Source organism: Nocardia sp. NPDC055053 (assembly GCF_053608285.1).
The window spans coordinates 57,126-80,687 of record NZ_JBSGVD010000022.1 but is presented as its reverse complement, the minus strand read 5'-3'; the positions used below and the strand labels follow the sequence as shown (position 1 = coordinate 80,687).

Annotated in this window: 26 protein-coding genes; 14 read left to right on the top strand and 12 right to left on the bottom strand. The window is 69.1% G+C overall.

The genetic code is table 11. The annotated features are described in order from the left end of the window. Positions 1 to 86 precede the first annotated feature (86 nt). Positions 87 to 1,133, bottom strand: a complete 1,047-nt coding sequence (locus ACWF82_RS22560) for a M23 family metallopeptidase (RefSeq protein WP_452504008.1) — start codon at positions 1,131 to 1,133, stop codon at positions 87 to 89. Between the two features lie 520 nt (positions 1,134 to 1,653). Here ACWF82_RS22560 and sucC point away from each other — a divergent pair. The 6 genes from sucC to purH all read left to right on the top strand — a co-directional run bounded on the left by sucC (position 1,654) and on the right by purH (position 8,925). Then, complete coding sequence (gene sucC, locus ACWF82_RS22555) at positions 1,654 to 2,820, top strand: ADP-forming succinate--CoA ligase subunit beta (protein WP_452504006.1); 1,167 nt, start codon at positions 1,654 to 1,656, stop codon at positions 2,818 to 2,820. 11 nt (positions 2,821 to 2,831) lie between these two features. Continuing rightward, positions 2,832 to 3,749, top strand: coding sequence for a succinate--CoA ligase subunit alpha (gene sucD / locus ACWF82_RS22550; RefSeq protein ID WP_452504004.1), 918 nt, complete (start codon positions 2,832 to 2,834; stop codon positions 3,747 to 3,749). A 195-nt stretch (positions 3,750 to 3,944) separates the two neighbouring features. Next, the gene (locus ACWF82_RS22545) at positions 3,945 to 5,009 is read left to right on the top strand and encodes a DUF5336 domain-containing protein (protein WP_452504002.1); all 1,065 of its coding nucleotides are present in this window, start codon (positions 3,945 to 3,947) and stop codon (positions 5,007 to 5,009) included. Positions 5,010 to 5,121: 112 nt separating this feature from the next. Then, the gene (locus ACWF82_RS22540) at positions 5,122 to 6,648 is read left to right on the top strand and encodes a cell division protein PerM (RefSeq protein WP_452504000.1); all 1,527 of its coding nucleotides are present in this window, start codon (positions 5,122 to 5,124) and stop codon (positions 6,646 to 6,648) included. Positions 6,649 to 6,706: 58 nt separating this feature from the next. Beyond that, a complete protein-coding gene (gene purN / locus ACWF82_RS22535; protein ID WP_452504073.1) occupies positions 6,707 to 7,363 on the top strand; it encodes a phosphoribosylglycinamide formyltransferase in 657 nt (218 codons plus the stop codon). Beyond that, on the top strand, positions 7,360 to 8,925 hold the full coding sequence (purH, locus tag ACWF82_RS22530; protein ID WP_452503998.1) for a bifunctional phosphoribosylaminoimidazolecarboxamide formyltransferase/IMP cyclohydrolase: 1,566 nt from the start codon (positions 7,360 to 7,362) through the stop codon (positions 8,923 to 8,925). The genes purN and purH overlap by 4 nt, the downstream gene beginning before the upstream one ends. Before the next feature lie 57 nt (positions 8,926 to 8,982). On the opposite strand, the gene ACWF82_RS22525 is transcribed toward purH, so the two are convergent. After that, complete coding sequence (locus ACWF82_RS22525; protein ID WP_452503996.1) at positions 8,983 to 9,426, bottom strand: hypothetical protein; 444 nt, start codon at positions 9,424 to 9,426, stop codon at positions 8,983 to 8,985. A gap of 215 nt (positions 9,427 to 9,641) precedes the next feature. On the opposite strand from ACWF82_RS22525, the gene ACWF82_RS22520 reads away from it, so the two are divergent. Beyond that, positions 9,642 to 10,205 (top strand): LysM peptidoglycan-binding domain-containing protein, encoded by a 564-nt coding sequence (locus ACWF82_RS22520; protein ID WP_452503994.1) that lies wholly within the window; start codon positions 9,642 to 9,644, stop codon positions 10,203 to 10,205. A gap of 82 nt (positions 10,206 to 10,287) precedes the next feature. Here ACWF82_RS22520 and rpsR read toward each other — a convergent pair whose 3' ends face one another. Genes rpsR through rpmB form a run of 4 tightly spaced genes read right to left on the bottom strand, consistent with a single transcriptional unit; the run spans position 10,288 to position 11,298 of the window. Continuing rightward, a complete protein-coding gene (rpsR, locus tag ACWF82_RS22515) occupies positions 10,288 to 10,545 on the bottom strand; it encodes a 30S ribosomal protein S18 (RefSeq protein WP_189025862.1) in 258 nt (85 codons plus the stop codon). A gap of 32 nt (positions 10,546 to 10,577) precedes the next feature. Continuing rightward, positions 10,578 to 10,883 carry a 30S ribosomal protein S14 gene (gene rpsN, locus ACWF82_RS22510; RefSeq protein WP_189025864.1) on the bottom strand — a complete coding sequence of 102 codons (306 nt, stop codon included), beginning with the start codon at positions 10,881 to 10,883 and terminating at the stop codon, positions 10,578 to 10,580. After that, positions 10,883 to 11,053: a 50S ribosomal protein L33 gene (rpmG, locus tag ACWF82_RS22505; protein ID WP_068914580.1), complete on the bottom strand. Its 171-nt coding sequence runs from the start codon at positions 11,051 to 11,053 to the stop codon at positions 10,883 to 10,885. Before rpmG ends, rpsN begins: the two co-directional genes overlap by 1 nt. 8 nt (positions 11,054 to 11,061) lie before the next feature. Further along, complete coding sequence (gene rpmB / locus ACWF82_RS22500) at positions 11,062 to 11,298, bottom strand: 50S ribosomal protein L28 (RefSeq protein ID WP_019049258.1); 237 nt, start codon at positions 11,296 to 11,298, stop codon at positions 11,062 to 11,064. Positions 11,299 to 11,401: 103 nt separating this feature from the next. On the opposite strand from rpmB, the gene mrf reads away from it, so the two are divergent. The 3 genes from mrf to rpmF are packed head-to-tail and all read left to right on the top strand — an operon-like array spanning position 11,402 to position 13,146. Then, positions 11,402 to 12,706: a ribosome hibernation factor-recruiting GTPase MRF gene (gene mrf, locus ACWF82_RS22495; protein WP_452503992.1), complete on the top strand. Its 1,305-nt coding sequence runs from the start codon at positions 11,402 to 11,404 to the stop codon at positions 12,704 to 12,706. Next, complete coding sequence (locus ACWF82_RS22490) at positions 12,703 to 12,969, top strand: type B 50S ribosomal protein L31 (RefSeq protein WP_452503990.1); 267 nt, start codon at positions 12,703 to 12,705, stop codon at positions 12,967 to 12,969. The genes mrf and ACWF82_RS22490 overlap by 4 nt, the downstream gene beginning before the upstream one ends. Before the next feature lie 3 nt (positions 12,970 to 12,972). Then, positions 12,973 to 13,146: a 50S ribosomal protein L32 gene (rpmF, locus tag ACWF82_RS22485; RefSeq protein WP_379311395.1), complete on the top strand. Its 174-nt coding sequence runs from the start codon at positions 12,973 to 12,975 to the stop codon at positions 13,144 to 13,146. A gap of 112 nt (positions 13,147 to 13,258) precedes the next feature. On the opposite strand, the gene ACWF82_RS22480 is transcribed toward rpmF, so the two are convergent. The 6 genes from ACWF82_RS22480 to ACWF82_RS22455 form a co-directional block, all read right to left on the bottom strand. Next, positions 13,259 to 13,483 (bottom strand): hypothetical protein, encoded by a 225-nt coding sequence (locus tag ACWF82_RS22480; protein ID WP_452503988.1) that lies wholly within the window; start codon positions 13,481 to 13,483, stop codon positions 13,259 to 13,261. A 501-nt stretch (positions 13,484 to 13,984) separates the two neighbouring features. Continuing rightward, positions 13,985 to 14,770, bottom strand: a complete 786-nt coding sequence (locus tag ACWF82_RS22475) for an MHYT domain-containing protein (RefSeq protein WP_452503986.1) — start codon at positions 14,768 to 14,770, stop codon at positions 13,985 to 13,987. Then, the gene (locus tag ACWF82_RS22470; protein ID WP_189027398.1) at positions 14,763 to 15,362 is read right to left on the bottom strand and encodes a GTP-binding protein; all 600 of its coding nucleotides are present in this window, start codon (positions 15,360 to 15,362) and stop codon (positions 14,763 to 14,765) included. The genes ACWF82_RS22475 and ACWF82_RS22470 overlap by 8 nt, the downstream gene beginning before the upstream one ends. A gap of 4 nt (positions 15,363 to 15,366) precedes the next feature. After that, positions 15,367 to 15,738: a DUF742 domain-containing protein gene (locus ACWF82_RS22465; protein ID WP_189025876.1), complete on the bottom strand. Its 372-nt coding sequence runs from the start codon at positions 15,736 to 15,738 to the stop codon at positions 15,367 to 15,369. Positions 15,739 to 15,744: 6 nt separating this feature from the next. Further along, complete coding sequence (locus ACWF82_RS22460; protein WP_019049250.1) at positions 15,745 to 16,149, bottom strand: roadblock/LC7 domain-containing protein; 405 nt, start codon at positions 16,147 to 16,149, stop codon at positions 15,745 to 15,747. Next, entirely contained in the window at positions 16,146 to 18,914 is a 2,769-nt protein-coding gene (locus ACWF82_RS22455) for an ATP-binding protein (RefSeq protein ID WP_452503984.1), read from the bottom strand. The genes ACWF82_RS22460 and ACWF82_RS22455 overlap by 4 nt, the downstream gene beginning before the upstream one ends. A 302-nt stretch (positions 18,915 to 19,216) precedes the next feature. On the opposite strand from ACWF82_RS22455, the gene ACWF82_RS22450 reads away from it, so the two are divergent. The 4 genes from ACWF82_RS22450 to ACWF82_RS22435 all read left to right on the top strand — a co-directional run bounded on the left by ACWF82_RS22450 (position 19,217) and on the right by ACWF82_RS22435 (position 23,558). After that, entirely contained in the window at positions 19,217 to 19,903 is a 687-nt protein-coding gene (locus ACWF82_RS22450) for a response regulator transcription factor (RefSeq protein WP_452503982.1), read from the top strand. Positions 19,904 to 19,911: 8 nt separating this feature from the next. Next, complete coding sequence (locus ACWF82_RS22445) at positions 19,912 to 21,372, top strand: ATP-binding protein (RefSeq protein ID WP_452503980.1); 1,461 nt, start codon at positions 19,912 to 19,914, stop codon at positions 21,370 to 21,372. Positions 21,373 to 21,468: 96 nt separating this feature from the next. After that, positions 21,469 to 23,016 (top strand): trypsin-like peptidase domain-containing protein, encoded by a 1,548-nt coding sequence (locus tag ACWF82_RS22440; protein ID WP_452503978.1) that lies wholly within the window; start codon positions 21,469 to 21,471, stop codon positions 23,014 to 23,016. A 47-nt stretch (positions 23,017 to 23,063) separates the two neighbouring features. Beyond that, positions 23,064 to 23,558 carry a MogA/MoaB family molybdenum cofactor biosynthesis protein gene (locus ACWF82_RS22435; RefSeq protein ID WP_229739653.1) on the top strand — a complete coding sequence of 165 codons (495 nt, stop codon included), beginning with the start codon at positions 23,064 to 23,066 and terminating at the stop codon, positions 23,556 to 23,558. Positions 23,559 to 23,562 lie beyond the last annotated feature (4 nt).

Here is a 23,562-nt window from a genome sequence, read left to right as displayed (position 1 = left end):
CGTCGGCGGCTGACAGAGATGCTGTAGCGGAGTTTGCTCGCTGCGGGGAGTTACCCATGTTCACGCGCTTGTCAGTGACTCGGTTCTCAATCCCTTTGGGAACCGAGGCTGATGCCTCGGGTTGCTAGCCACGGGACCGGGTCGATCTTGTCGGTGCCGTTGAGCCACACTTCGAAGTGGCAGTGCGGGCCGGTGGAGAAGCCGCGGTTGCCCATGGTGGCGATCTGATCGCCCGCCATGACCCGCTCGCCCTGAACCACGGTCGCGGTGTCGATGTGGCCGTAGATGGTGACCGTGCCGTCGTCGTGCAGGACACGCACCCACATGCCGAAGCCCGATGCCGGGCCTGCCTCGATGACGGTGCCGTCGGCGACCGAGTAGATCGGGGTGCCGATCGGGCCCGCGACGTCGATGCCGAGGTGCTGCACACCCCAGCGGGCGCCGAAACCGGAGGTGTAATTGCCGGAGGTGAACTTGGCGAACAGCGGCCGCAGCTTGGCGGATTCCTGCGCGGCCAGGTCTTCGGCGAACTTCTGCCCCTTGGCGAGGATGTCGTCGAAGTGGCTCTTGTCGGCGACGGTGCTGGCGTCGAGTACCTGCGGCGCGGCGCCGGTGCCCTGGTCCGCCAAGTCTGCCGTGCTCGTCGACTGGGCGGCGATCTCGTAGACCTGGCCCGCTGCCTCGTAATCCACGGTGCCGGCGGGCTGACCCGGATCGGCCATCGCGGCCTGACCGGCGGCGACGACCGCGCCCGCGGCGACGGCGATGACCGCGGCGCGGCCCTTCAGCGCGGCGGGCGGTGCGGGCACGCGATGCGCGCCACCACGGCGTTCGGCGCGGCGCGGTTCGGGCGCCGCCGGGGTGTCTTCGATGGGGGCGGACTGCCAGGTGTTGTCGTAGGCGCCGGTGTCATAGGACTCGTCGGCGGTCCATTCGTCCTCGGCGGGCGTCCACGCGGAATTGCCGGACCAGCTGTTCTGGTCGTGCCAGGCGTCCTGCTGCGGCCACGCGGTCTCGGGCTGCGCGGCGGGGGCGCGGCGGGCCTGCGGATGCGAGGTGTATTCGTCGGCATACCGGTAACGGTGGCCGGAGTTGGTGCGATCTTCGACTGTGAAGGTGGAGCGGTCGTTCATCGGCCGTGCCGAATCGCCGACGGCTGTTCCAAGCGAGTGCTGACGTGCCTCAAGCTTGTCGTCCTCCTCAGTCCTGACTTGCCAGTCGTGACCTGGTTGTCGTGACCTGGTTGTGACTTCGACCGCATTGACGGTAACGAAGCGATTGCAGAGTGGCAAGCGCTGCTCGAAAACCTACACGCCCGTGTGAGATTCGTCACCGTAACGCGACCGAATTTCTCACCGTTTTCGGGTCTCCCGGGTGAGGTGCGTCGACGACATAACGTAGTAGATCGTGGGGCGCCGCGGCTTTAGGTGTTCCGACCTGCCACGGTGTCGGAAAAAGCCGAAAAACTACTCGCCAGTAGCCTTGGCCAGCGGTTTTTCCGACCTCCCGTAACACGTCGTGACCTGCGCCACTTAGGATGAATGTGGCCGATTGGCCCTCCATGTGACTGGTTAGAGTCCGACCCGACCCGCTACCGACGTCGGGCCGCCAACAAAGACGTTGTCATAGCAACGCAGACGAGACGGTGAGTACATGGATCTCTTCGAATATCAGGCGAAGGAGCTCTTCGTTAAGCACGGAGTGCCTTCGTCCGAGGGTCGTGTTTGCGACACGGCCGAAGAAGCTCGCGCGATTGCCGAGGAAATCGGCAAGCCGGTGATGGTCAAGGCGCAGGTCAAGGTGGGCGGCCGCGGTAAGGCGGGTGGCGTCAAGTACGCAGCCACCCCGGAGGACGCGTTCACGCACGCGCAGAACATCCTCGGCCTGGACATCAAGGGCCACATCGTCAAGAAGCTCCTGGTCGCCGAGGCCAAGGACATCGCGGAGGAGTACTACATCTCCTTCCTGCTCGACCGCTCCAACCGCACCTACCTGGCCATGTGTTCGGTCGAGGGCGGCATGGAGATCGAAGAGGTCGCGGAGAAGACCCCCGAGCGCCTGGCCAAGGTTCCCGTCGACGCCGTCAAGGGTGTCGACCTGGCCTTCGCCCGCTCGATCGCCGAGCAGGGCCACCTGCCCGCCGACGTGCTCGACGCCGCGGCCGTCACCATCCAGAAGCTGTGGGAGGTCTTCGTCAAGGAAGACACCACGCTCGTCGAGGTCAACCCGCTGGTGCGCACCCCGCAGGACGAGATCCTCGCCCTCGACGGCAAGGTCACCCTGGACGAGAACGCCGAGTACCGGCAGCCCGGCCACCTCGAGTTCGCCGACGTCGAGGCGACCGACCCGCTCGAGCTCAAGGCCAAGGAGAACGACCTCAACTACGTCAAGCTCGACGGCGAGGTCGGCATCATCGGCAACGGTGCCGGCCTGGTCATGTCGACCCTGGACGTCGTCGCGTACGCCGGTGAGAACCACGGCGGCGTGAAGCCGGCCAACTTCCTCGACATCGGCGGTGGCGCTTCGGCTTCCGTGATGGCCGCGGGTCTGGACGTCATCCTGGGCGACGCGCAGGTCAAGAGCGTGTTCGTCAACGTGTTCGGTGGCATCACCGCGTGCGACGCGGTCGCCAACGGCATCGTGAAGGCGCTGGAGATCCTCGGTGACGCGGCCACCAAGCCGCTGGTCGTCCGTCTCGACGGCAACAACGTCGACGAGGGTCGCAAGATCCTCGCCGAGGCCAACCACCCGCTGGTGACGCTGGCCCAGACCATGGACGAAGGCGCCGACAAGGCTGCCGAACTGGCCGCAGCCAAGTAAGGAACACGAACATGTCCATCTTCCTGAACAAGGACAACAAGGTCATCGTCCAGGGCATCACCGGCGGCGAGGGCACCAAGCACACCGCGCTGATGCTGAAGGCGGGCACCAACGTCGTCGGCGGCGTGAACGCGCGCAAGGCGGGCACCACCGTCACCCACACCGACGCCGACGGCAACACCATCGAGCTGCCGGTGTTCGGCTCGGTCGCCGAGGCGATCGAGAAGACCGGCGCCGACACCTCCATCGCGTTCGTGCCGCCCGCCTTCTCCAAGGACGCCATCATCGAGGCCATCGACGCGGAGATCCCGCTGCTCGTGGTCATCACCGAGGGCATCCCGGTGCAGGACTCCGCCTACGCGTGGGCCTACAACGTCGAAAAGGGCGAGAAGACCCGCATCATCGGCCCGAACTGCCCCGGCATCATCACCCCGGGTGAGGCGCTGGTCGGCATCACCCCGAACAACATCACCGGCAAGGGCCCGATCGGCCTGGTGTCGAAGTCGGGCACCCTGACCTACCAGATGATGTACGAGCTGCGCGATTTCGGTTTCTCGACCGCGATCGGTATCGGCGGCGACCCGGTCATCGGCACCACCCACATCGACGCCATCGAGGCGTTCGAGAAGGACCCCGAGACCAAGATCATCGTCATGATCGGCGAGATCGGTGGCGACGCCGAGGAGCGCGCCGCGGCCTACATCAAGGCCAACGTGACCAAGCCGGTCGTCGGTTACGTCGCGGGCTTCACCGCGCCCGAGGGCAAGACCATGGGCCACGCGGGCGCCATCGTCTCCAGCGGCGGCGGTACCGCGCAGGCCAAGCAGGAAGCGCTCGAGGCCGCGGGTGTGAAGGTCGGCAAGACGCCGTCCGCGACCGCCGCGCTGGCGCGCGAGATCCTGGAGAAGGCGTCCATCGCTTCTGCCTGATCCATCGCACACCTACGAAGGCCGCCTCCAGGTTTGACGGAGGCGGCCTTCGTCGATTCTGCACAGGGCGTGGTTATCCACAGCCCGATCGGTGGGTGGTGACCTGGGACGTGGCGTGCAGTAGCGTCAAGTACTGGATCAGCACCAGTCAGTTCGACGCGACCGATGCGCACGACTCGACAAGGAGACGACGACATGTCATACCCGACCGGGGGCTCCGGGTACAACGCACCCGCGACACCCGCCGCGCCCAGCCAGGGCCCGAGCACCGGAGCCGCCGCGGCTGCACCATCGACCGCGGCCGATGCCGGTGCCAAAGGGCTGCCGTTCATTCTGACCGCGGCGACCGCCGGACTCGGCGTGCTGACCTTCCTGCTCGGCTTCCTGCCGTTCGTCGGCGCCAAGCCGGTGACACTCGGCGGCACAACGGTGACCAGCGACGAGACCGACAGCTTCTTCGCGTATTTCGGTGGTTCGGCCTCGCTCACCATCGTCCTGGTTGCCGGTCTGCTCGCCGCGGTGTCGTTGCTGCCCAAGCAGAATCTGCTCGGTGCCGCCGCGGCGACCGCGGTGGCCGGGCTCTTCGGCGTGCTCGCGCTGACCTTCTCGGTGCCCGAGGGCGCCGAGCTCGAATTCGGCGCCTTCATCGTGATCGTGTTCGCGCTGCTGACCGCGGCCGCCGCGATCGTCGGCCTGCTGTTCGGGCTCGGCATCATCAAGGCGCCTGCGCCCAAACCCGCCCAGCCGCAGCAGCAGCCGGGGCAGTACGGCCAGTACGGCCAGCAGGGTTACGGGCAGCAGGGCTACGGCCAGACCGGCCAGCAGCCCTACGGCCAGACCGGGTACGGCCAGAGCCAGACCGGCGGTCAGTACCCCACCCAGCAGCCGTCGCCGTACGGCCAGCAGAGCCAGCCGTCGGTGCCGCAGCCGTCCTACGGTCAGCCGGGCCAGCCGCAGCCGGGCTACGGTCAGCCGCAGCAGTCGCCGTACGGCCAGCAGTACGGTGCGCCGCAGCAGCAGTCGCCCTATGGTGCGCCGCCGCAGGCGCAGCCGCGTCCGGACGAGAGCGCGACCCAGAACTTCGGCGGGCAGCAGCAGGGCCAGCCGTTCGGCGGGCCGACCTACGGTGGCGCGCAGGGTGGTTCGCCCGCACAGCCGCAGCAGGGCGCCGGTCAGGCTCAGCCGTTCGGTGGTGAGCAGACCGCCGATCCGGCGGCCGACGCGACCACCGCGTTCCGCCCGAACGACGACAACAAGTAGACCGACGGCCGCCGCGCGTGGCACAGGTTCGATCGCGAGCCCACAGGTGTGCCTGTGGGCTCGCGGCGCGCCTGACCCGCGCCCGCCGGGGAAGCTGCCACGCTGAATCGCCATGAGCTCCCGTAACGCCCTCGTGCGCCGGACCTCCGGGTCACGCGGTGCCGGGGAGGCCACCGCACCGCCGTCCGGGCACGGTCACGAACCGCCCTGGTGGTCGCTGTCGCCCGAGCGGGCGCGGACCCTGCTGCTGGTCGCGGCCAGGCCGACGATCTGCGCGCTCGCGGCGACGATCCTGCTCGTCCTGGTGGTCATGCTGACCACCGGCACCGACCTGACCAGCGCGCCCGGCGCGGTCGCCGCGACCTGGCTTGCCGCCCATCAGATTCCGCTCACCGTCGGCCGGACCACGCTCGGCCTGCTGCCGCTGGTACCGACCGCGATTCTGGTCTTGGTGGCGGCCCGCGAATGCGCGCGGGCGGTGCCCAACCGGCCGACCCCGATCGAGCTCGGCTGGCTCACCGGCGCGGTGCTGGCCGGTCCGCTGCTGATGACCGCCGTCTGCCTGGCCGTCACCGGTGACGCCGCCGGTGTCACCCCGCTCGAACCGCCGGGCCCGGTCACCGCGTTCGGGTGGGTGATCGTGCTGTATCTCGGTGCGGCCGTGGGCGGAATCGCCGGTAGGGCCTGGTCTTCGCTGTGCGCGCTGGTTCCGGTCGAGATCCCCGCATGGGCCGTGCTCGGTGCTCGCGCCGCTCGCCGGACCGTGTTGCGGATGCTCGGCTGTGCCGCGCTGGCGACCGCCGTGTCGTTCTGCACGCACCTCTCGCGCCTCGACAGTGCCTACGACCAGGCGCACAACTTCACCGACGTCCTCGGCATGACGTTGCTGTCGCTGCTGTATCTGCCCAATGTGGTGATCGCCGCGGCGGGTCTGCTCACCGGCGCCGCCGTGCAGTTCGGCGCGGGCTCGGTCGGGCTGTTCGGGGTCACCGCGGGCCAGGTGCCCACCATGCCCGCGCTGATTCCACTGCCGGAGGGGCCGTCCGTGGCCTGGTGGCCGGTGCTGCTGCTGGTCCCGATCGCGGTGGGCGTGCTCGGTGGCATCGAGCTCGGCCGCACCAGCGACGACCGGCCCGGCGCACCGTGGGCGACGCTCACCTCCGCCGCGCTGTCCACGCTGACGTTCCTCGTGCTCGCGATCCTCGGCGGCGGACAACTCGGCGCGGTGGGCTGGGTCGGGGTCGACCTGCTGATGCTGGTCGTGCTGATGGTCACCTGGTTCGGCTTCGGCGGCTTCGTCGGCATGGTCTTCGCCCGCCGTTTCCTCGCACCCGCCGCCCCGGTCGACGACTACGACGACTACGACGACCACACCGGCGACTACGACGACCACGCAGACGACTACGACGATTACGACGACGAGGACGACTACTACTACGACGACGACGAGGACGAAACCGAGGACTACGACGACGATCCCGCCCTCGAACTCGACGCCGAACTGGTCACCGACATCGACGACGACGTCGAGGTGAGCATCGCCGCCCCCGGTTCCGCGGCGCCGCCCGCCGACGACATCGTCGACGCCGAGGTGGTCGAGCCGGACCTGCCGGAAGGTGACGAGAGTACCGGTCGTTAAGCTCGACCCGGCGGTATCGCCGATCGCCGCCACCCGACCCACACGCAGGAGTAGAGCGCTGACGTCCTCGTTTGCCCAGTGGAAGCCCGCAGGGACACCGGCCACCGTCGTCGTCCTCGCCTCGGGCACCGGCTCGCTGCTGAACGCGCTGCTGGCCGCAGCGCGCGAGCCCGGGTACCCCGCCAAGATCGTCGCGGTCGGCGTCGACCGGGTGTGCCAGGCGACCGAGTACGCCGAGGCCGCCGGTATCGAGCACTTCCGCGTCGCGGTGAAAGACTTCCCCGACCGCTCTGCCTGGGACCTCGCGCTGACCGAGGCCGTCGACGCCTTCCAGCCCGATCTGGTCGTCTCCGCGGGCTTCATGAAGATCGTCGGCCCCGCGTTCCTGGAGCGTTTCGGCGGCCGGTTCATCAACACCCACCCCGCGCTGCTGCCGTCGTTCCCCGGCGCGCACGGTGTGCGTGACGCGCTCGCCTACGGCGCCAAGGTCACCGGCTGCACGGTGCACCTGGTCGACGGCGGGGTCGACACCGGCCCGATCCTCGCGCAGGAGGCGGTCGACGTGCTGCCCGGCGACGACGAGGCCGCCCTGCACGAGCGCATCAAGGTTGTCGAGCGACGGTTGCTGGCGGAGGTCATCGCCGCTGTCGCGACGCGAGGCATTGTCTCCGACGGACGAAAGGCAGAAATTCCAGATGAGCGAGCACGCCGGTGAGTGAACGTAAGGCGATCCGCAGGGCGCTGGTGAGCGTCTACGACAAGACCGGGCTCGTCGAGCTGGCCACCGGACTGCACGCCGCCGGCGTGGAGCTGGTGTCGACCGGTTCGACCGCGGGCAAGATCGCCGAGGCGGGCATTCCGGTCACCAAGGTCGAGGACCTGACCGGTTTCCCGGAGACCCTCGACGGTCGCGTCAAGACGCTGCACCCCCGCGTGCACGCGGGCATCCTGGCCGACACCCGGCGCGCCGAGCACGTCGAGCAGCTCGTCGAGCTCGGGGTCGAGGCGTTCCAGCTGGTCGTGGTGAACCTGTACCCGTTCACCCAGACCGTGGCCAGCGGCGCGAGCATCGACGAGTGCGTCGAGCAGATCGACATCGGCGGTCCGTCGATGGTGCGTGCCGCCGCCAAGAACCACCCGTCGGTCGGTGTTGTCGTCGACGTCACCGACTACGACGACGTGCTCGCCGCGGTGAAGTCAGGCGGGTTCACCCTGGCCGAGCGGACCGCGCTGGCCGCCAAGGCCTTCCAGCACACCGCGAGCTACGACGTGGCCGTCGCGAGCTGGATGGGCTCGGTCGCCGTGCCGGCCGTGCAGCCCGAGACCGAGCAGTTCCCCGGCTGGGTCGCCGGTTCGTGGGAGCGGTCCGCGGTGCTGCGCTACGGCGAGAACCCGCACCAGGCCGCCGCGCTGTACACCAGCAACGACGGCACCGTCGGCATCGCGCAGGCCGAGCAGTTGCACGGCAAGGAGATGTCGTACAACAACTACACCGACGGTGACGCCGCCTGGCGCGCCGCCTACGACTTCGACGAGCCCGCCGTCGCGGTGATCAAGCACGCCAACCCGTGCGGCATCGCCGTCGGCGCGGACATCGCCGAGGCGCACCGCAAGGCCCACGCCACCGACCCGGTCAGCGCCTACGGCGGCGTGATCGCGGCCAACCGTGAGGTCAGCGTCGAGATGGCCGAGCAGGTCGCCGAGATCTTCACCGAGGTGATCGTCGCCCCCGGCTACGCGCCCGGCGCGGTGGATGTGCTGCAGCGCAAGAAGAACGTGCGCGTGCTGGTCGCCGAGCCGCCGCGGCGCAAGGGCGTGGAACTGCGTCCGATCAGCGGCGGTGCGCTGCTGCAGGACCGCGACATCCTCGACGCCGCGGGCGACGACCCGGCCAACTGGACCCTCGCCGCGGGCGATCCGGCCGACGCCACCACTCTGGCCGACCTCGAATTCGCTTGGCGCGCTTGCCGTGCCGTGAAGTCGAACGCGATCCTGCTGGCCGACGACGGTGCCGCCGTCGGTGTCGGCATGGGTCAGGTCAACCGGGTCGACTCGTGCAAGCTCGCCGTCGAGCGCGCGGGGGAGCGGGCCAAGGGTTCCGTCGCCGCTTCCGACGCGTTCTTCCCGTTCTCCGACGGTCCGCAGATCCTGGTGGCCGCGGGTGTGCGCGCGATCGTCCACCCCGGCGGCTCGATCCGCGACAAGGACACCGTCGAACTGTGCAAGGAAGCCGGGGTCACCTTGTACCTGACCGGAGCGCGTCACTTCGCGCACTGAGTCACGTCGAACCCGAGCGGGTGCCGCACCGAATCCTCGGTGCGGCACCCGTTTTCGTTATCCCGCGTCGACGACCTGACGGTCCCCCAGCGGCGATGTCAGGGTGATCTCCACGGTGCCGAAGACGGCGTTCATGGTGCACATCTTGCCGACGGCATCGGCGCGGGTGCCCGAGCGCAGGGCGACCGAGACGGCCGTGGCGGACTCGGTGACGGTGGCGTCGACGCCGAAGCACTCCGGGTTACCGGTCTGGAAGTTGACGCCGATCATGGTGTCGCCGAGGCGAGTCCAGGACGTGAAGGCCAGTGGGTGCGGGTCGACGATGGTGGGATCGGGCGAGAAGCGGTGGCCGAGGCTCGCGTTGCCGTCTTCCGGGCGCGCGCTCGCGGTGGTCGAATTGGGTTGGGGCGCAGCGTCGTCGGAGCTCGAGCAGGCCGTGAGTGGGCTGAGCAGCACGGCCATGGCGGCCGCGGCGGCGGTGAAACGCGACGTCGTTCGCATGTCGCGAGCCTAGTCGGCGTTGCGCACGCGCACGTGTGGCCGCGTGCGGCGTTCTCAACGCGGCAGTCCCCACAGTGAACTTTCCGCGAACCCTGCGCGTAACTCGCCCATTTCGGCTCGGTGGGGACTACATTCGCTTGCGATGCGCCGCCGTGGGGTACGGCGAGCATCGTTGAAGTTGGATGCTCTGCAACTGGATCTTCGAAAGGACGAACGTGGGCGACACGCTGCGCGTAGGCGAAGAACTGGGACTGGGACAGTCCCTGACCGGCGGTGCGTACACCCTGGCTTTGCAGCCAGATGGCAATCTCGTGGTGACCGAGCCCGACGGCAACGTCGTGTGGGCCGCCCAGACTCACGGGCAGGACGTGCAGCGCGCGGTTCTGCAGGAGGACGGCAACTTCGTCCTCTACAAGGGTGACGGCTCGGCCGCCTGGTCGACCGAGACCAACGGCAACAACGTCGAGAAGCTGGTCATCCAGCCTGACCGCAACGTCGTGCTCTACGGCACCGACGGTTCGGTCGCGTGGGCCACGGCCACCAACACCGACAACCCGCTGCCTGCCCCCGAGCCGGAGCCGGTCGCCGCCGCTCCGGTCGCCGAAGAGGTCCCGCCGCCGCCTGCCGCGCAGACCTACACGGTCGAGCCGGGCGACACCCTGTGGGCCATCTCCGAGCGTTTCTACGGCGACGGCAACCGCTACCAGGAGATCGCGTCGGCCAGCGGTATCGACAACCCGGATCTGATCAACGCGGGCCAGGTTCTCACCATCCCGTGATGACGTAAGTCGCAGCGTTCATCGCCTGCACAACGAAAGTGGCCCCGAGGCAACAGCTTCGGGGCCACTTTTGGTTTGACGGCTACTTGGTGGTGGTGAAGGGCAGCAGCGCCATCTCGCGCGCGTTCTTCACCGCGACGGCGACCTGACGCTGCTGCTGCGGGGTCAGGCCGGTGACACGACGGCTGCGGATCTTGCCGCGGTCGGAAATGAAGGTGCGCAGCAGGTTGACGTCTTTGTAGTCGACGACTTCGATGCCCGCGGCGATCAACGGGTTCTTCTTCGGCTTACGGCCCTGCTCGGCGCGTGCCTTCTTGGACGGTGCTCGCTTCACTGCCATGCGATGTTCCTTCTCACGAGATCAGTGGGTGTCTACCAGCTCGATTTGTGGACCCCAGGGAGCTCGCCCCGGTGGGCCATCTCGCGCACACGAACACGGGAGAGGCCGAACTTCCGGAGATGGCCGCGTGGCCGGCCATCGGCTGCATCCCGATTGCGCAATCGTACCGGACTGGCGTCGCGGGGCTGGTTGCGCAGTTCGGCTTGCGCGGCGGCCCGCTCGGCGTCACCGGTGCCCGGCTTGCGGATGAGCTCCTTGAGTTCGGCGCGCCGGGCGGCGTAGCGCTCGACGATCGCGCGGCGCTGCTCATTGCGGGCGATCTTGGACTTCTTCGCCATCAGCGCTCCTCGCGGAAGTCGACGTGCTTGCGCACGACGGGGTCGTATTTGCGCAGGACCAGCCGGTCGGGGTCGTTGCGGCGGTTCTTGCGGGTGACGTAGGTGAAGCCGGTCCCCGCGGTGGACTTGAGTTTGACGATCGGCCGGATATCGGTCGACTTCGAGGCCATGTGCGCTCCTAGATCTTGTCGCCCCGGGCCCGGATGCGGGCCACAACGGCCTCGATCCCGTCCCGGTCGATGGTCTTGATGCCCTTGGCGGAGACCGTCAGCGTGATGCGGCGGCCCTCGCTGGGCAGGTAGTAGGTCTTGCGCTGGATGTTGGGGTTCCAGCGCCGGTTGGTGCGCCGGTGCGAGTGTGAGACGGCTTTTCCGAAGCCGGGCTTGCGACCGGTCACCTGGCAGTGGGCCGACATGCGACCTCCCTCCATGGGTATGACAACCATTTTCGACAACAGGTATTCCGCACTGTACCGTTGCGCTAAAGTAAATGAAAATCGTTATCGAAAGGGGATCCGGGTGCTGGACCAGACCGACCGGAGAACGCCCGTCGTGCTGCTCGCCGGCTTCTCCGGACCTGCCATGACCGGCGTCGAGCACATCGCGGCGACACTGAGCGAGGACGCGGGCACCGTGGTCGTGCACCACGACCTCGCCGAGCTGCGCGAAGGCGTCGTGCGCCGCACAGTGCGCACCGCGGGCACCGTCACTACCACCGTGCTCGAGCTCGCGCACGGCTGTGTGTCGTGCACGCTGCGGGCCGATCTGCTGCCGATGCTGTGCACACTCGCCGCCCGCGAGCATGTGCGCCGCATCGTGCTCGCGCTCGACCCGGCCATCGAGGCCGAGGCGCTGTGCCACGCGATCGACACGGTCGAGGTCACCGGAGTCGCCGACCGGGTCGACGGGCCCGCGAGCCGGAACGTGCGGATCGAGGCCACGCTGACCTGCCTGGACGGGCAGCAGTGGCTCGCCGACGCCACCGGCGACGAGGCGCTGGCCGATCGCGGGCTCGCCGCGGCCGACGACGAGCGGACTGTCGCCCAGGTGGCCGTCGGCCAGGTCGACTTCGCCGACGCGCTGGTGGTGCTCACCGCCGACGTCGACGCGCTCGACCGGGAACGGCTGCACGCCGTGCTGGACAGGATGGCACCCGCGGCCCCGATGGCCTGGCTGGACGAACTCCCCGCCTTCGACGCGATGGAGATCGGCGCCCTGCTGACCAGGATTCCCGCCGACGCGCGGCGCGGCCGGAGCTTCGACGCCCACGCGCCGCTGCTGCGCGGTCAGCCACCGCTGACCACCGACTGCGGTGTCTCACTCATCGAGTTCGCCGCGCGCAGACCGTTCCATCCCGCTCGGCTGCACGAGGCGCTCGACGTGCTGTTCGACGGTGTGGTCACCGCGCGCGGCCGGATCTGGCTGGCCACCCAGCCGGACCAGGTGGTCTGGCTGGAGTCGGCCGGCGGCGGCCTTCGGGTCGGTGGCGCCGGTCGCTGGCTGGCGGCGATGAGTGCCGAGGAGCAGGCGGGCGCCGATCCTGCCCGCAGGGCGATGGCCGCGCTGCGCTGGGACGAGCGGTTCGGTGACCGCGACGTGTCGCTGGTGATCCTGGCGCACGACGCCGACCCCGCCGAGATCCGCCACGCCCTGCACTGGGCGCTGGTGGAGGACGACGAGCTGCTGCTGGTCGACCGTGCGCCGGAGCGAGTCGCGTTGTGGGAGGACCCCTTCGGCGACTGGCACGAAGACCCCTGCGCCGATTCCGCCGAGGCGCCGGCCGCGGCGAGCGAGCGCATCAACCCGAGAGGAGAAACAGCATGAAAGCGGGCATCCACCCCGACTATCACCCCGTGGTGTTCGAGGATTCGAGCACCGGCAAGCGGTTCCTGACCCGGTCGACCTCGACCAGCGACCGCAGCGTCGAATGGACCGACGGCGAGACGTATCCGCTGCTGATGGTCGACGTCACCTCGGATTCGCATCCGTTCTGGACCGGCACCCATCGCAACCTCGATACCCAGGGCCGGGTGGAGAAGTTCGAGCGCAAGTACGGAAAGCGTTCGCGCGCAGGCAAGGAGGGCTGACCCGTGGCTGTCCCCAAGCGCAGGATGTCGCGTTCCAACACCCGCAGCAGGCGTTCGCAGTGGAAGGCCGCTGTTCCACAGCTGGTCCCGGTCACGGTGGGCGGCGTCGAGTATCAGGTGCCACGTCGTATCGTTGGTGCCGTGCGGAAGGGCTTGATCGATCCCTCGCGGATCTGAGTCCGCCGCACATCGGGGTTCGAGAGCGGTTCGGAGGGGACAACCCGGATCGGGATCGGACAACGACAACGGCCTGCCGGTTTCGCCGGCAGGCCGTTGCTTTGTCGCAGTCTCAGCCTTCTTGCTCGGCCAGCTCGACCAGGGCCGCGGCCAGCTGGAAGAACTTGTTGCTACCCAGGTCGGCGATGGTCTTGATCTTCAGCGCGTCGAGCAGCTGCTTGTCGTGCGCGTCGGTGAGGCCGGCCAGGGCCGACGGCGGCGCGGCCAGGATTTCCTTCAGCGTCTTGTTCTCGAATTCCTTGTCGAGAACTTTGTCGAGCACCACGTTGACGGCCATACGAACTCCTTCGAACGAACCTTGGATGTGCTGGGCGAGACGAATGCGCCCTGGCCGACGATAACCCGCTGGCGAGCGGTGTGGGGGTCGAACGCGCCGTCAGCGGCCTGTTCTTCGCCCCCTGGTGTCCAGGGGTCTTACTTGGCAGCGGTCATGCCTGCTCAGAGCCTCGTGAAGGGGTCCATGGCAATCGTCCGGTTAACGGTGTGACACAAGCCACTTGGAACGGATGTGCCCGGAGGCTTGCTGGCCGATTGCCGGAACGCACATTACCAACTTTTGGTTTGTTTTGTGGCACAAGAAAATTCCCCAACGACTGATGCGGAGTCCTTGGCGGGTATGTACTCTCGTGCGGGAGGGCGGGTTCTCCGGTTAAGGAGAACCCGCTCATCGCCACTTCAGGGGCGGTTTTCGGAGTCGATCCGCCCCGGTCGCCCGCATTCGGCGAACGGGGCGGTCGCCCACAATAATTCAGACAAACCGGGCGTTAGCTGGTTGCGGTCAGCGGGTACCGACCGGCTGACGCCGCGGCTCGGGAGCCCGCACCGCGTCACGCCGATCCGGCGCGACCAGGACCGCGGTGATCGGCACCGTCAAACCCAGCGCGCCGACCACGAACATCGGGTACACCAGATCGAACAGCTGCAGGCCGGTCGGCGTCCGGCTGCCCGGATCGACCGTGAACTCGAGCGAGGCGACCGCCGTGTAGTACACCGCCGCGACGCCGAGCGCGAACAGCAAGGACGCCGCGACCCGCAACGCCACCAGGCGGACCACCTGGGAAGCCCACAGCGTGGCCACGCACAGCGCCATCGACAGCAGCACGGCGAGCCCGATGAGGCCGAGCGACTCTTCGACCTGGCCCTGCACTTCGAGCGCGTCCAGGGTCAGGTAGGTCGACAGGCCGACGCTCAACCCCATCGTCAGCCCGCCGACGATCAGCCGGGGCAGGTGCGGTGTCCGCCCGCCGATCAGCAACCCGGCCAGCACGCCGAGGACCGCGATCGCCAGCGACGCCGCGCCGAGCGCGACGTTGTACCGCATGATGCTGTCCTGGACCCGGATGCCGAGCAGTGCCAGCGAATTCGCCAGCCACAGCCCGACCCCGCCGAGCGAGACCGCGGCCATCGTCAGCCAGACGAGCCGGAACTTGGCCGAGTACTTCGCATGCCGCACACAGGCGAACGCCACCAGCGCGCCGAGCCCCGACATGTCCAGCGCGAGCCAGGCGATGCCCGTGCCACGCCCGAACGTCTCGGCCCCCGTCGCGGCGAGCAGGTCAACCACGCCGGCCGGCCCCCTCGAACTGCTGCGGCTCCAGCTGGGCGATGGCGTATTCGGTCACCGCGGCCAACGCCTGTCGCACCTCGACGGCATTGCGCGCGTCGATATCGACGATCGGGATGCCCTCGCGCACCGAGAGCGCCTCGCGCAGTTCGGCGATCGGGAAACGCGGGGCGTTCGGGAAGCGGTTCACCGCGATCAGGAACGGCAGGCCGCGCGCCTCGAAGAAGTCGACCGCGGCGAAACTGTCCTCCAGCCTGCGGGTATCGATCAGCACCACCGCGCCGATGGCGCCGCGGATGAGGTCGTCCCACATGAACCAGAACCGCTTCTGGCCCGGGGTGCCGAACAGGTACAGCACCAGGTTGCCCGGCAGCACGATGCGGCCGAAGTCCATGGCGACAGTGGTGGTCTCCTTCTCCGGCGTCTCGGCGAGATCGTCGATCCCGTCGGAGAAGTGGGTCACCATCGCTTCGGTGCGCAGCGGAACGATCTCCGATACCGCACCGACGAAAGTTGTCTTGCCTGCGCCGAATCCACCGGCCACGACGATCTTGGTCGACGCGACCCGCTGATCGGGGTTCGGCGGGCGCATGCCCTCAGAGGCCACGGAGTCCACGCAAAGTCCTCTCCATCAGTGATCGGCGTTCGTCGTAGCTCGCCTGCTCGGTCAGCGTCGAATGCACTCGAAGAATCCCGCCGACAACGAGATCGCCGATCATCACCCGGACCATACCCAGTGGGCGGCCAAGGTATGCAGCTATTTCTGCGACGGACAGTCTATGTGTGCCCAGACGCACTATTTCGGTGCGCAAATCCCCTGCGGGCCATTCCAGGTGCGCGGTATAAGAGACCGTTTCCACTACTGCCTCCAGTGGCAGCGAGATCGCGGGCTCGGTGCGGCCGGAGGTCAGGGCGTAGGGCCTGACCCTGGTCGTCGGCCGGTTTTCTGATCCGTACGGGCTCGACATCTCACCTCAGCCGGCGGAGCGGGCGGTGGCGGTGACCGCCGAGCCCACTCGGTCGACGAGCAACGCCATCTCGTAGCCGATACGGCCGATGTCGTGGCTCTTGTTGGCCAGAACCGCCAGGTGCGAGCCGTTTCCGACACTCATCACCAGCAGGTACCCGCGCTGCATCTCCACGATCGACTGCATCACTTTGCCGCCGTCGAACAGATGCGCCGCACCCATCGACAGGCTCGCCAGGCCCGCGGTCACCGCGGCCAGCTGCTCGGCCCGGTCCGACGGCAGGTGCGGACTGGTCGCCTGCAGCAGGCCGTCGGCCGAGACCAGCACCGCGTGCGAGACGCCGGGCACGTCGCGGGTGAAGCGGGCGACCAACCAGTTCAGATTCTCGTCCGTGGGATGCGCGTTGCTCATTCGAGGCCTCCGTCGTTGTACTGGATCTCGGCGCGGCCACTGCGAACGCCGCTGAGGTGTCTGGTCAAGTTGTTGCGGATCTCCTCGGGATCGCGGGCGCCCGCTTCCTCGGCGGGGGTGAGTCCGCCGGGGACGAGCTGAGCGCCCGGTTTGCGGATCGGTAGCCCGCCGACGGTGCGCGAGGAAGTCGGCGGACTACCCGCGCTGGCCGCTGCCGACCAGCCCGCGTCGCCGGGGGAACTCCATGATGCGCCGTTGCCGCCGGATTCGGCAGCGGCGGAAGCGGGTTCGACGAGCCATTCGGAGACCATCCGCTGGTAGATGGGGGTCGGCGCCTCGCCGGGCACCGGTGCCAGCCGGGTGGACGACGTCGGCATCGGGTCGGCATCGGCGACCGGCTCCGGTTCTGGCTCGGGTGCGGGGAGCCGCGGCGTCTGCCTGGCCGCGGCGAGCTCGCTCAGCGCGGAGGAGGGAACGCGTTGCGGCAGGCCGGCGGAGCTGTCCGCCGTGCCGTTCGAGGCGGTGGTCGTCGCGACCGGCAAGTCGTCGGTGTCGTGCTCGTGCTCGGCCCACAACCCGGTCGGTTCCGCGGGTTCGGGCGCGGCGGCGGGCACCACCGGCTCGGCCGCCGGCGGGTTCGCCGGACGACGCTGCGGCAGACCGGCACTGGTCAACGGAGCCATGGACGGCTCGGAGTCCAGACCGGGTGCGACCGGTCCTGTCGGCACCAGCGGGTTCGGCCCGGTCGGCAGCGGGATGCCGATCGGCCCGGTGCCGTTCGGCGGCATGATCGGGTTCGGTCCGGTGATGTCGGCCGGGGTCAGCGCGTGCGGGCCGATGGCCGGGGACACCAGCGCGTGCGAACCGGTCGACACGATCGGGTTGGGACCGGTCGCCGGACCCGACGACGCGGGCGGCGGGGAGACCAGTGTGCTGGGCAGATGCACGCTCGCGGTGATGCCCGGCTGCGGCGCCTGGGTGGCGGTGCGCCGCAGGCTGACGGTGATGGTGTGCCGCTTGGCGAGCCTGCCGACCACGAAAAGACCCATGCGGCGCGCGGTCTCGATGGTGACCTCACCACCGGAGGCGAGCCGGTCGTTGGTCGTCTGCAGATCCTCGGCCGACATGCCGAGACCGCGGTCGGTGATCTCGATCAGGTAGCCGCCGTCGACCGCGCGCCCGACGATGACCGCCACCGAGGTGCTCGGCGGCGAGTAGCGCAGCGCGTTGTCGATCAGCTCGGCGAGCAGATGCTCGATGTCGACCGCGGATTCACCGGCGACGACACCGTCGGGCACATTGCCGATCTCGACCCGCTGGTAGTCCTCCACCTGCGAGACCGCGCTCCAGAGCATGTCCGACAGCGGCACCGGCGGCAGATGACCGCGGCGCAGCGCGGTGCCGGCGAGCACGAGCAGGTTGTCGCCGTTGCGGCGCATGCGGGTGGCGAGGTGGTCGAGCCGGAACAGCGTCTGCAGACGCGAGGGGTTGTCCTCGTCGTGCTCGAGCTCCTCGATGAGCGCGAGCTGCTGCTCGACCAGCGACTGGCTGCGCCGCGACAGCGTCTCGAACATGTTGCCGATCTGCAGGCGCAGGCGGGCCTGGTCGGCGGCCAGGTTCAGCGCCTGCTCGTGGATCTCGTCGACGGCGCGGGCGAGCTGGCCGACCTCGTCGGTGGAGTGCACGCCCACCGGGGCGATCTCGGGCGTCGCGCCGCCGCTGCGGACCACGGACAGTTCTTCGGGCAGCTTCACGTGCGCGACCTCGAGCGCGTCGCGGCGCAGCCTGCGCACCGGGACGACGAGCGTGCGGGCGACCGCCAGCGCCAGCGCCAGGCCCGCCAGCAGCATGCCGAGCACCAGGGTGGTCTCGCGCAGCGCCGCGGTCTGCGCGTTCGCGGTGTTGGTGTCGAGCGTGTGGTCGATGTTGTCGAGCAGGGTGGCGATGCTCGACGCGTAGGTGTCGGCGCTGACCTGCAGGGTGTTGAGCACCGCGGCGTTGGTGGTCGGATCGCCGTTGTTCTGGCTGAAGACGCTGATCCTGGTCTGGACCGCGTCGAGCAGCGCGGCCATGCTGCCCGCGTTGTCCGGCAGGATCATGCCGTAGGTCTTGATCATGGTGGACTCGGAGCCGAGCTCGACGAGCATCTTCGCCCGCGCGCTCTGGCTGCGGCCCGCGTCGGGGGAGACGACCAGCGTGCGCTCGCGGGTGAGCACCCTTCTGGCCTGGTGCAGCGCGGTGACCTGGAGGAAGTAGCGCTGGACGACGAAGTCCTCGACCTGCGGGGTCTTGGCGAGCGCGTTGCCGATCCGTTCACCGATCTCGTCGGTCTGCTCGCCGACCATCGCCGGGGAGCCGCCGCGCACGGTGTTGCGCAGGGTGGAGCCGGTGGCGGTGGCCGCGGTGAGTTCGGCCGCGACGGCGGGGTCGATCCTGGCCGAGCGCAGCGCGTTCTGGACCTCGGCGAGAGCCTGGTCGTAGGTGGTCAGCGCGGCGTCGGTCTGCGGGTCGGCGATCGCACCCCAGTTGGCGGTCGCCGCGATCGCGAGTTGTTCGGTCGCGGTGGCGAATTTGACGACGGGACGGATGACGGTGGCTTGCTCGGTGGCCGCGCCGAGCTGCGTCATCGTTTGCAGCTCGTTGTTGATCCGCAGCACGGCGAACGTGGTCGCCAGCATCACCGGCAGCACCAGCACCACACCGACCTTGCGCGTTACCGACCAGTTCGACAGGCTGAATTGCCAGGAGCGCGATGCAGGTTCCATCCGCGTGCGTTGCCTCTGCTTCCACGTGTGACCCCGGCCCGCGCGGGGAGGTCGCGGAGCGATGCGAGCGCAGAACCAACTGGAGGTCTTCTTTTATCGCAGGAAAGATACCGTGCCGGGTGGTCAACGGCAATCCGGGCCACTCGGTCTGTAATTCGCCGAATATGCGCTGAGACAAAGACGATTCACGTGGATTTGTCAAGGGCGACAGGCCGCCGCGCCGCTCTGCTTCGGGTCGTCGTGAGCCCCGCCGGGCGCGACCCTCTCAGTGCGTTCTCAGTCGATCACGGCAAACTGAGCACATGCGCATTCTGGTAGTCGACGACGATCGCGCCGTGCGGGAATCTCTGCGCCGGTCGCTGAGCTTCAACGGCTACACCGTGGACCTGGCGGTCGACGGCATGGACGCGTTGGAGAAAGTCACCGCGGCCAGGCCCGATGCCCTGGTTCTCGATGTGATGATGCCCAGACTGGACGGTCTGGAAGTGTGCCGCAGACTCCGCAGCACCGGCGACGATCTGCCGATTCTCGTTTTGACCGCGCGCGATTCGGTCTCCGAACGCGTCGCGGGCCTCGACGCGGGCGCCGACGATTATTTGCCGAAGCCTTTCGCGTTGGAGGAATTGCTGGCGCGTTTACGCGCGTTGCTGCGCCGCCGGGCGCCCGACCCGGGGGAAGCATCGGAAGCGATGGTGTTCGCTGACTTGTCGCTGGATCCGGTGACACGTGAGGTCTCGCGTGCCGATCGCGCCATCAGCCTCACCAGAACCGAGTTCTCGTTGCTCGAGATGTTGATGGCCAATCCGCGCCGAGTGCTCACCCGCGGGCGCATCCTCGAAGAGGTCTGGGGCTACGACTTTCCCACCTCGGGAAATGCGCTGGAGGTCTACATCGGCTATTTGCGGCGGAAGACCGAGGCCGACGGCGAGGACCGGCTGATCCACACCGTGCGCGGCGTCGGGTACGTGCTGCGCGAGACACCTCCGTAGGCGGCGCGATGGCACACAAGGAACCCGTGGTCGCGGTGTTGCGGCGGCCGCCGGACGGCGGCGAGATGCGGCCGCCGATGCCGCTGACGCGCTCGGTGTCGCTGCGCTGGCGGGTGACGCTGCTCGCGGCGTCGGTGGTGCTCATCGCCGTCGCGGTCACCTCGATCGCGGCCTACGCGATGGTGGCGCGCGCGCTCTACGCCGACGTCGACGCCCAGCTCGAGGCGCGCGCGGCGACGATGATCAACAACAACTTCGAGACGCTCGGCTTCCAGACGATCGTGCTGGCCGGGTTGTTCTCCAACGATGTCGGCGTGGCGCTGATCTACGCCGACCACAAGCCGTACATGCCGCCGCAGCAGACGATTCCGCCGGTGGGCGCCCAGGAACTCGCCGTCGCCGACGGCAAGTACAGCTCCTCGCTGCGTACCGTCGGTGACCAGCGGGTCCTCGCGGCACGCACGAACAGCGGCGCGACGCTGATCATCTCGCAGAAGCTCTACCGCACCAGGGAGGTGCTCGACCGGCTGGCCTGGCTGCTGTTCGTCGTCGGTGCCTGCGGCGTCGTGCTCGCCGCCGCGGCGGGCACGGCTGTGGGCCGCACCGGCCTGCGCCCGATCGCCCGGCTGACCGCTGCCACCGAGCGGGTCGCCCGCACCGACGACCTGACCCCGATCCCGGTCACCGGCGACGACGAACTGGCCAGACTCACCGACAGTTTCAACACGATGCTGCGGGCGCTGGCCGAATCGCGCGACCGCCAGCGCAGGCTCGTCGCCGACGCCGGCCACGAACTGCGCACCCCGCTGACCTCGCTGCGCACCAATATGGAACTGCTCATCGCCTCCGGCAGGCCGGGCGCGCCCCAGCTGCCCGACGAGGACATGGCCGAGCTGCGCGCCGATGTCGTCGCCCAGATCGAGGAGCTGTCGACGCTGGTCGGCGACCTCGTCGATCTGGCTCGCGAGGACGCGCCCGAAACCGTCTACGAGCGGGTCGATCTCGGTGAGGTCGCCGAGCGGGCGCTGGAGCGGGCCCGCCGCAGGCGCACCGGCATCACCTTCACCGCCGAGCTGCGCCCCTGGTTCGTCTACGGCCACGAGGCCGGGCTGGAACGCGCGGTGCTCAACGTGCTCGACAACGCGGCCAAGTGGAGCCCCGGCGACGCCGGGGTGCGCATCACCATGCGCCCGGCCGGACCAGGCCTGCTGGAACTGGCGGTGGCCGATGCCGGTCCCGGAATTCCGGCGGGGGAGCGCGAACTGGTCTTCGAGCGCTTCTACCGCACGACCGCCTCGCGCTCGATGCCCGGCTCCGGACTGGGGCTCGCGATCGTCAAGCAGGTGGTCACCAAGCACGGTGGCACGATCGCGGTCGACACCTCCGACCGCGGCGGCGCCCTGGTCCGGATCGTGTTGCCCGGTGAGGCGCCGGTGGTCCCGGACGATTCCGAGGCCGGACCGGTGTGATCGGCTACGGAGTCTCGGCGAACTGACGGGGCGATCTCAGCCGCCTCTCAGTAGCCGTCACGAAGCTGGTCAGCAAGCGTGAGGAGACAGACAACCATGACCGACGATCCCCAGCAGCGACCCGCTGACCGGCCCGCCGATCCCGGATCCGGCAGCGCGGATCACCCCGTCGAGGCACAGCACGGGCAGCAAGCCCCTGTCCCCGGCCAGGCACAGCCGCAGGGCCCGGCGCAGTCGTCCGGTGCCGAGCAGTCATTCGGCGCGGGTCCCTCCCATCACCCGCAGCCGTACGGTGGCGCGCAGCAGCCCTACGGCTCGGTGTACTCCCACAGCGCTGAGCAGCCTTCCGGCCCGTCGCAGCACTATGGCGAGCAGCCGTCCGGCGCGGCGCAGCATTACGGCGCGCCGGAGTCGCACGGCACCGCTCCGCTGCCCGGCGTGTCGGTTTACGGCGCGCCGCACGGTCACCAGGCGCCGGGTCAGCCGCCTTTCGGGGCGCAGCCCGGCCCGTTCGCCGCGGCGCCCGCGCAAGCACCGCAGCGCAAGCCGCTGCGGCTCGGCCTGGTCGCCGGTGCGACCGCGCTGGCCCTGGTCAGCGGTGGTGTCGGCGGTGTGGTCGGCGTGCTCGCCACCGGCTCGGACTCCGCGACGGTGACCAACGCGCTCGATGTCCCCAAGCCCGCGGTCAACAACGCCGTCAACGCGCCCGCCGGCTCGACGCAGGCGGTAGCCCAGCGGGTGCTGCCCAGTGTCGTGATGATCAAGGTGGCCGGTACGCGCGCCTCCGGCGAGGGCTCGGGGGTCGTGCTGTCCTCCGACGGGCTGATCCTCACCAACAATCACGTCGCCGCGGGCGCCGGCGCCTCGGCGAAGATGGAGGTGGTGTTCAGCGACGGCAGCACCGCCCCGGCCACCATGATCGGCGCCGATCCGGTCTCGGATCTGGCCGTCATCAAGGCCACCGGCAAGAGCGGGCTCACGCCGATCGAACTCGGCACGTCCGACGGTCTCGCGGTGGGTCAGCCGGTGATCGCGATCGGTTCGCCGCTCGGCCTCGCGGGCACTGTCACCACCGGCATCGTGTCCGCGCTCAACCGCCCGGTCTCCACCAGCGGCGAGGGCACGCCAAGCCAGGTCAACCCGGTGATCGACGCGATCCAGACCGACGCGGCGATCAACCCGGGCAACTCCGGCGGCGCCCTGGTCGACGCCCAGGGCAAGCTGATCGGTATCAACACCGCCATCGCCAGCCTCGGCGGCGAAGCGGCGGGCGCGCAGAGCGGGTCGATCGGCCTCGGCTTCGCGATCCCGGTGGATCAGGCCCGCCGGGTCGCCGACGAGCTGATCAAGACCGGGCACGCCACCTACGCCCAGATCGGCATCAAGCTGCGGCCGCTGGACACCGCGGCCCGGGTTCTCGAGGTCACCCCGGACGGCCCCGCCGCCAAGGCGGGCATCCCGGCGGGCGCGGTCGTCACCCGGCTCGACGACCGGCCGATCGATTCCGGCGACGCGCTGATCGCGGCGGTCCGCTCGCATCAGCCGGGCGACAAGGTGAAGCTCACCTACACCGACGAGCAGGGCGGCAACGCCAAGACCGTCGAGGTCACGCTCACCGCCGCCGCGGCGGAGGGCGGCCGATGATGCGTTCGAGCGCGGCACTGTCGTGTGTAAGCGCTACGGTGATGAGCATGGACATCGATGCTCCCGTGGCAGGGCGTGCACTGGTTGTTGTCGTCGACGATCGGACGGCACATGGCGGCGTGGATTCGCTCGGCCCGCTCGTCACCGAACTGCTCAGCGAAGCGGGCTTTCTCGTCGACGCCTCGGTGACGGTGCAGGCCGAGGAGGTCGAGATTCGCAACGCGCTCAACACCGCGGTGATCGGCGGCGTCGACCTGGTGATCTCGGTCGGCGGCACGGGGATGTCCCCGCGCGATGTCACCCCCGAGGCCACCGCGCAGGTGCTCGACCGCGAACTGCCCGGCATCACCGAGGCGCTGCGCGCGTCCGGCCGGGTAGCCGGGTCGCTGGACGCGGGGCTCTCGCGTGGCGTCGCGGGCATCTCCGGCAGCACCCTCGTGGTGAACCTGCCGGGTAGCCGCGCGGCCATCCGCGACGGCATGGCGACCCTCGGCCCGCTCGCGAGCCGGGCGATCGGCGAGCTCTCCGGATTGGACGAGTGAGGGC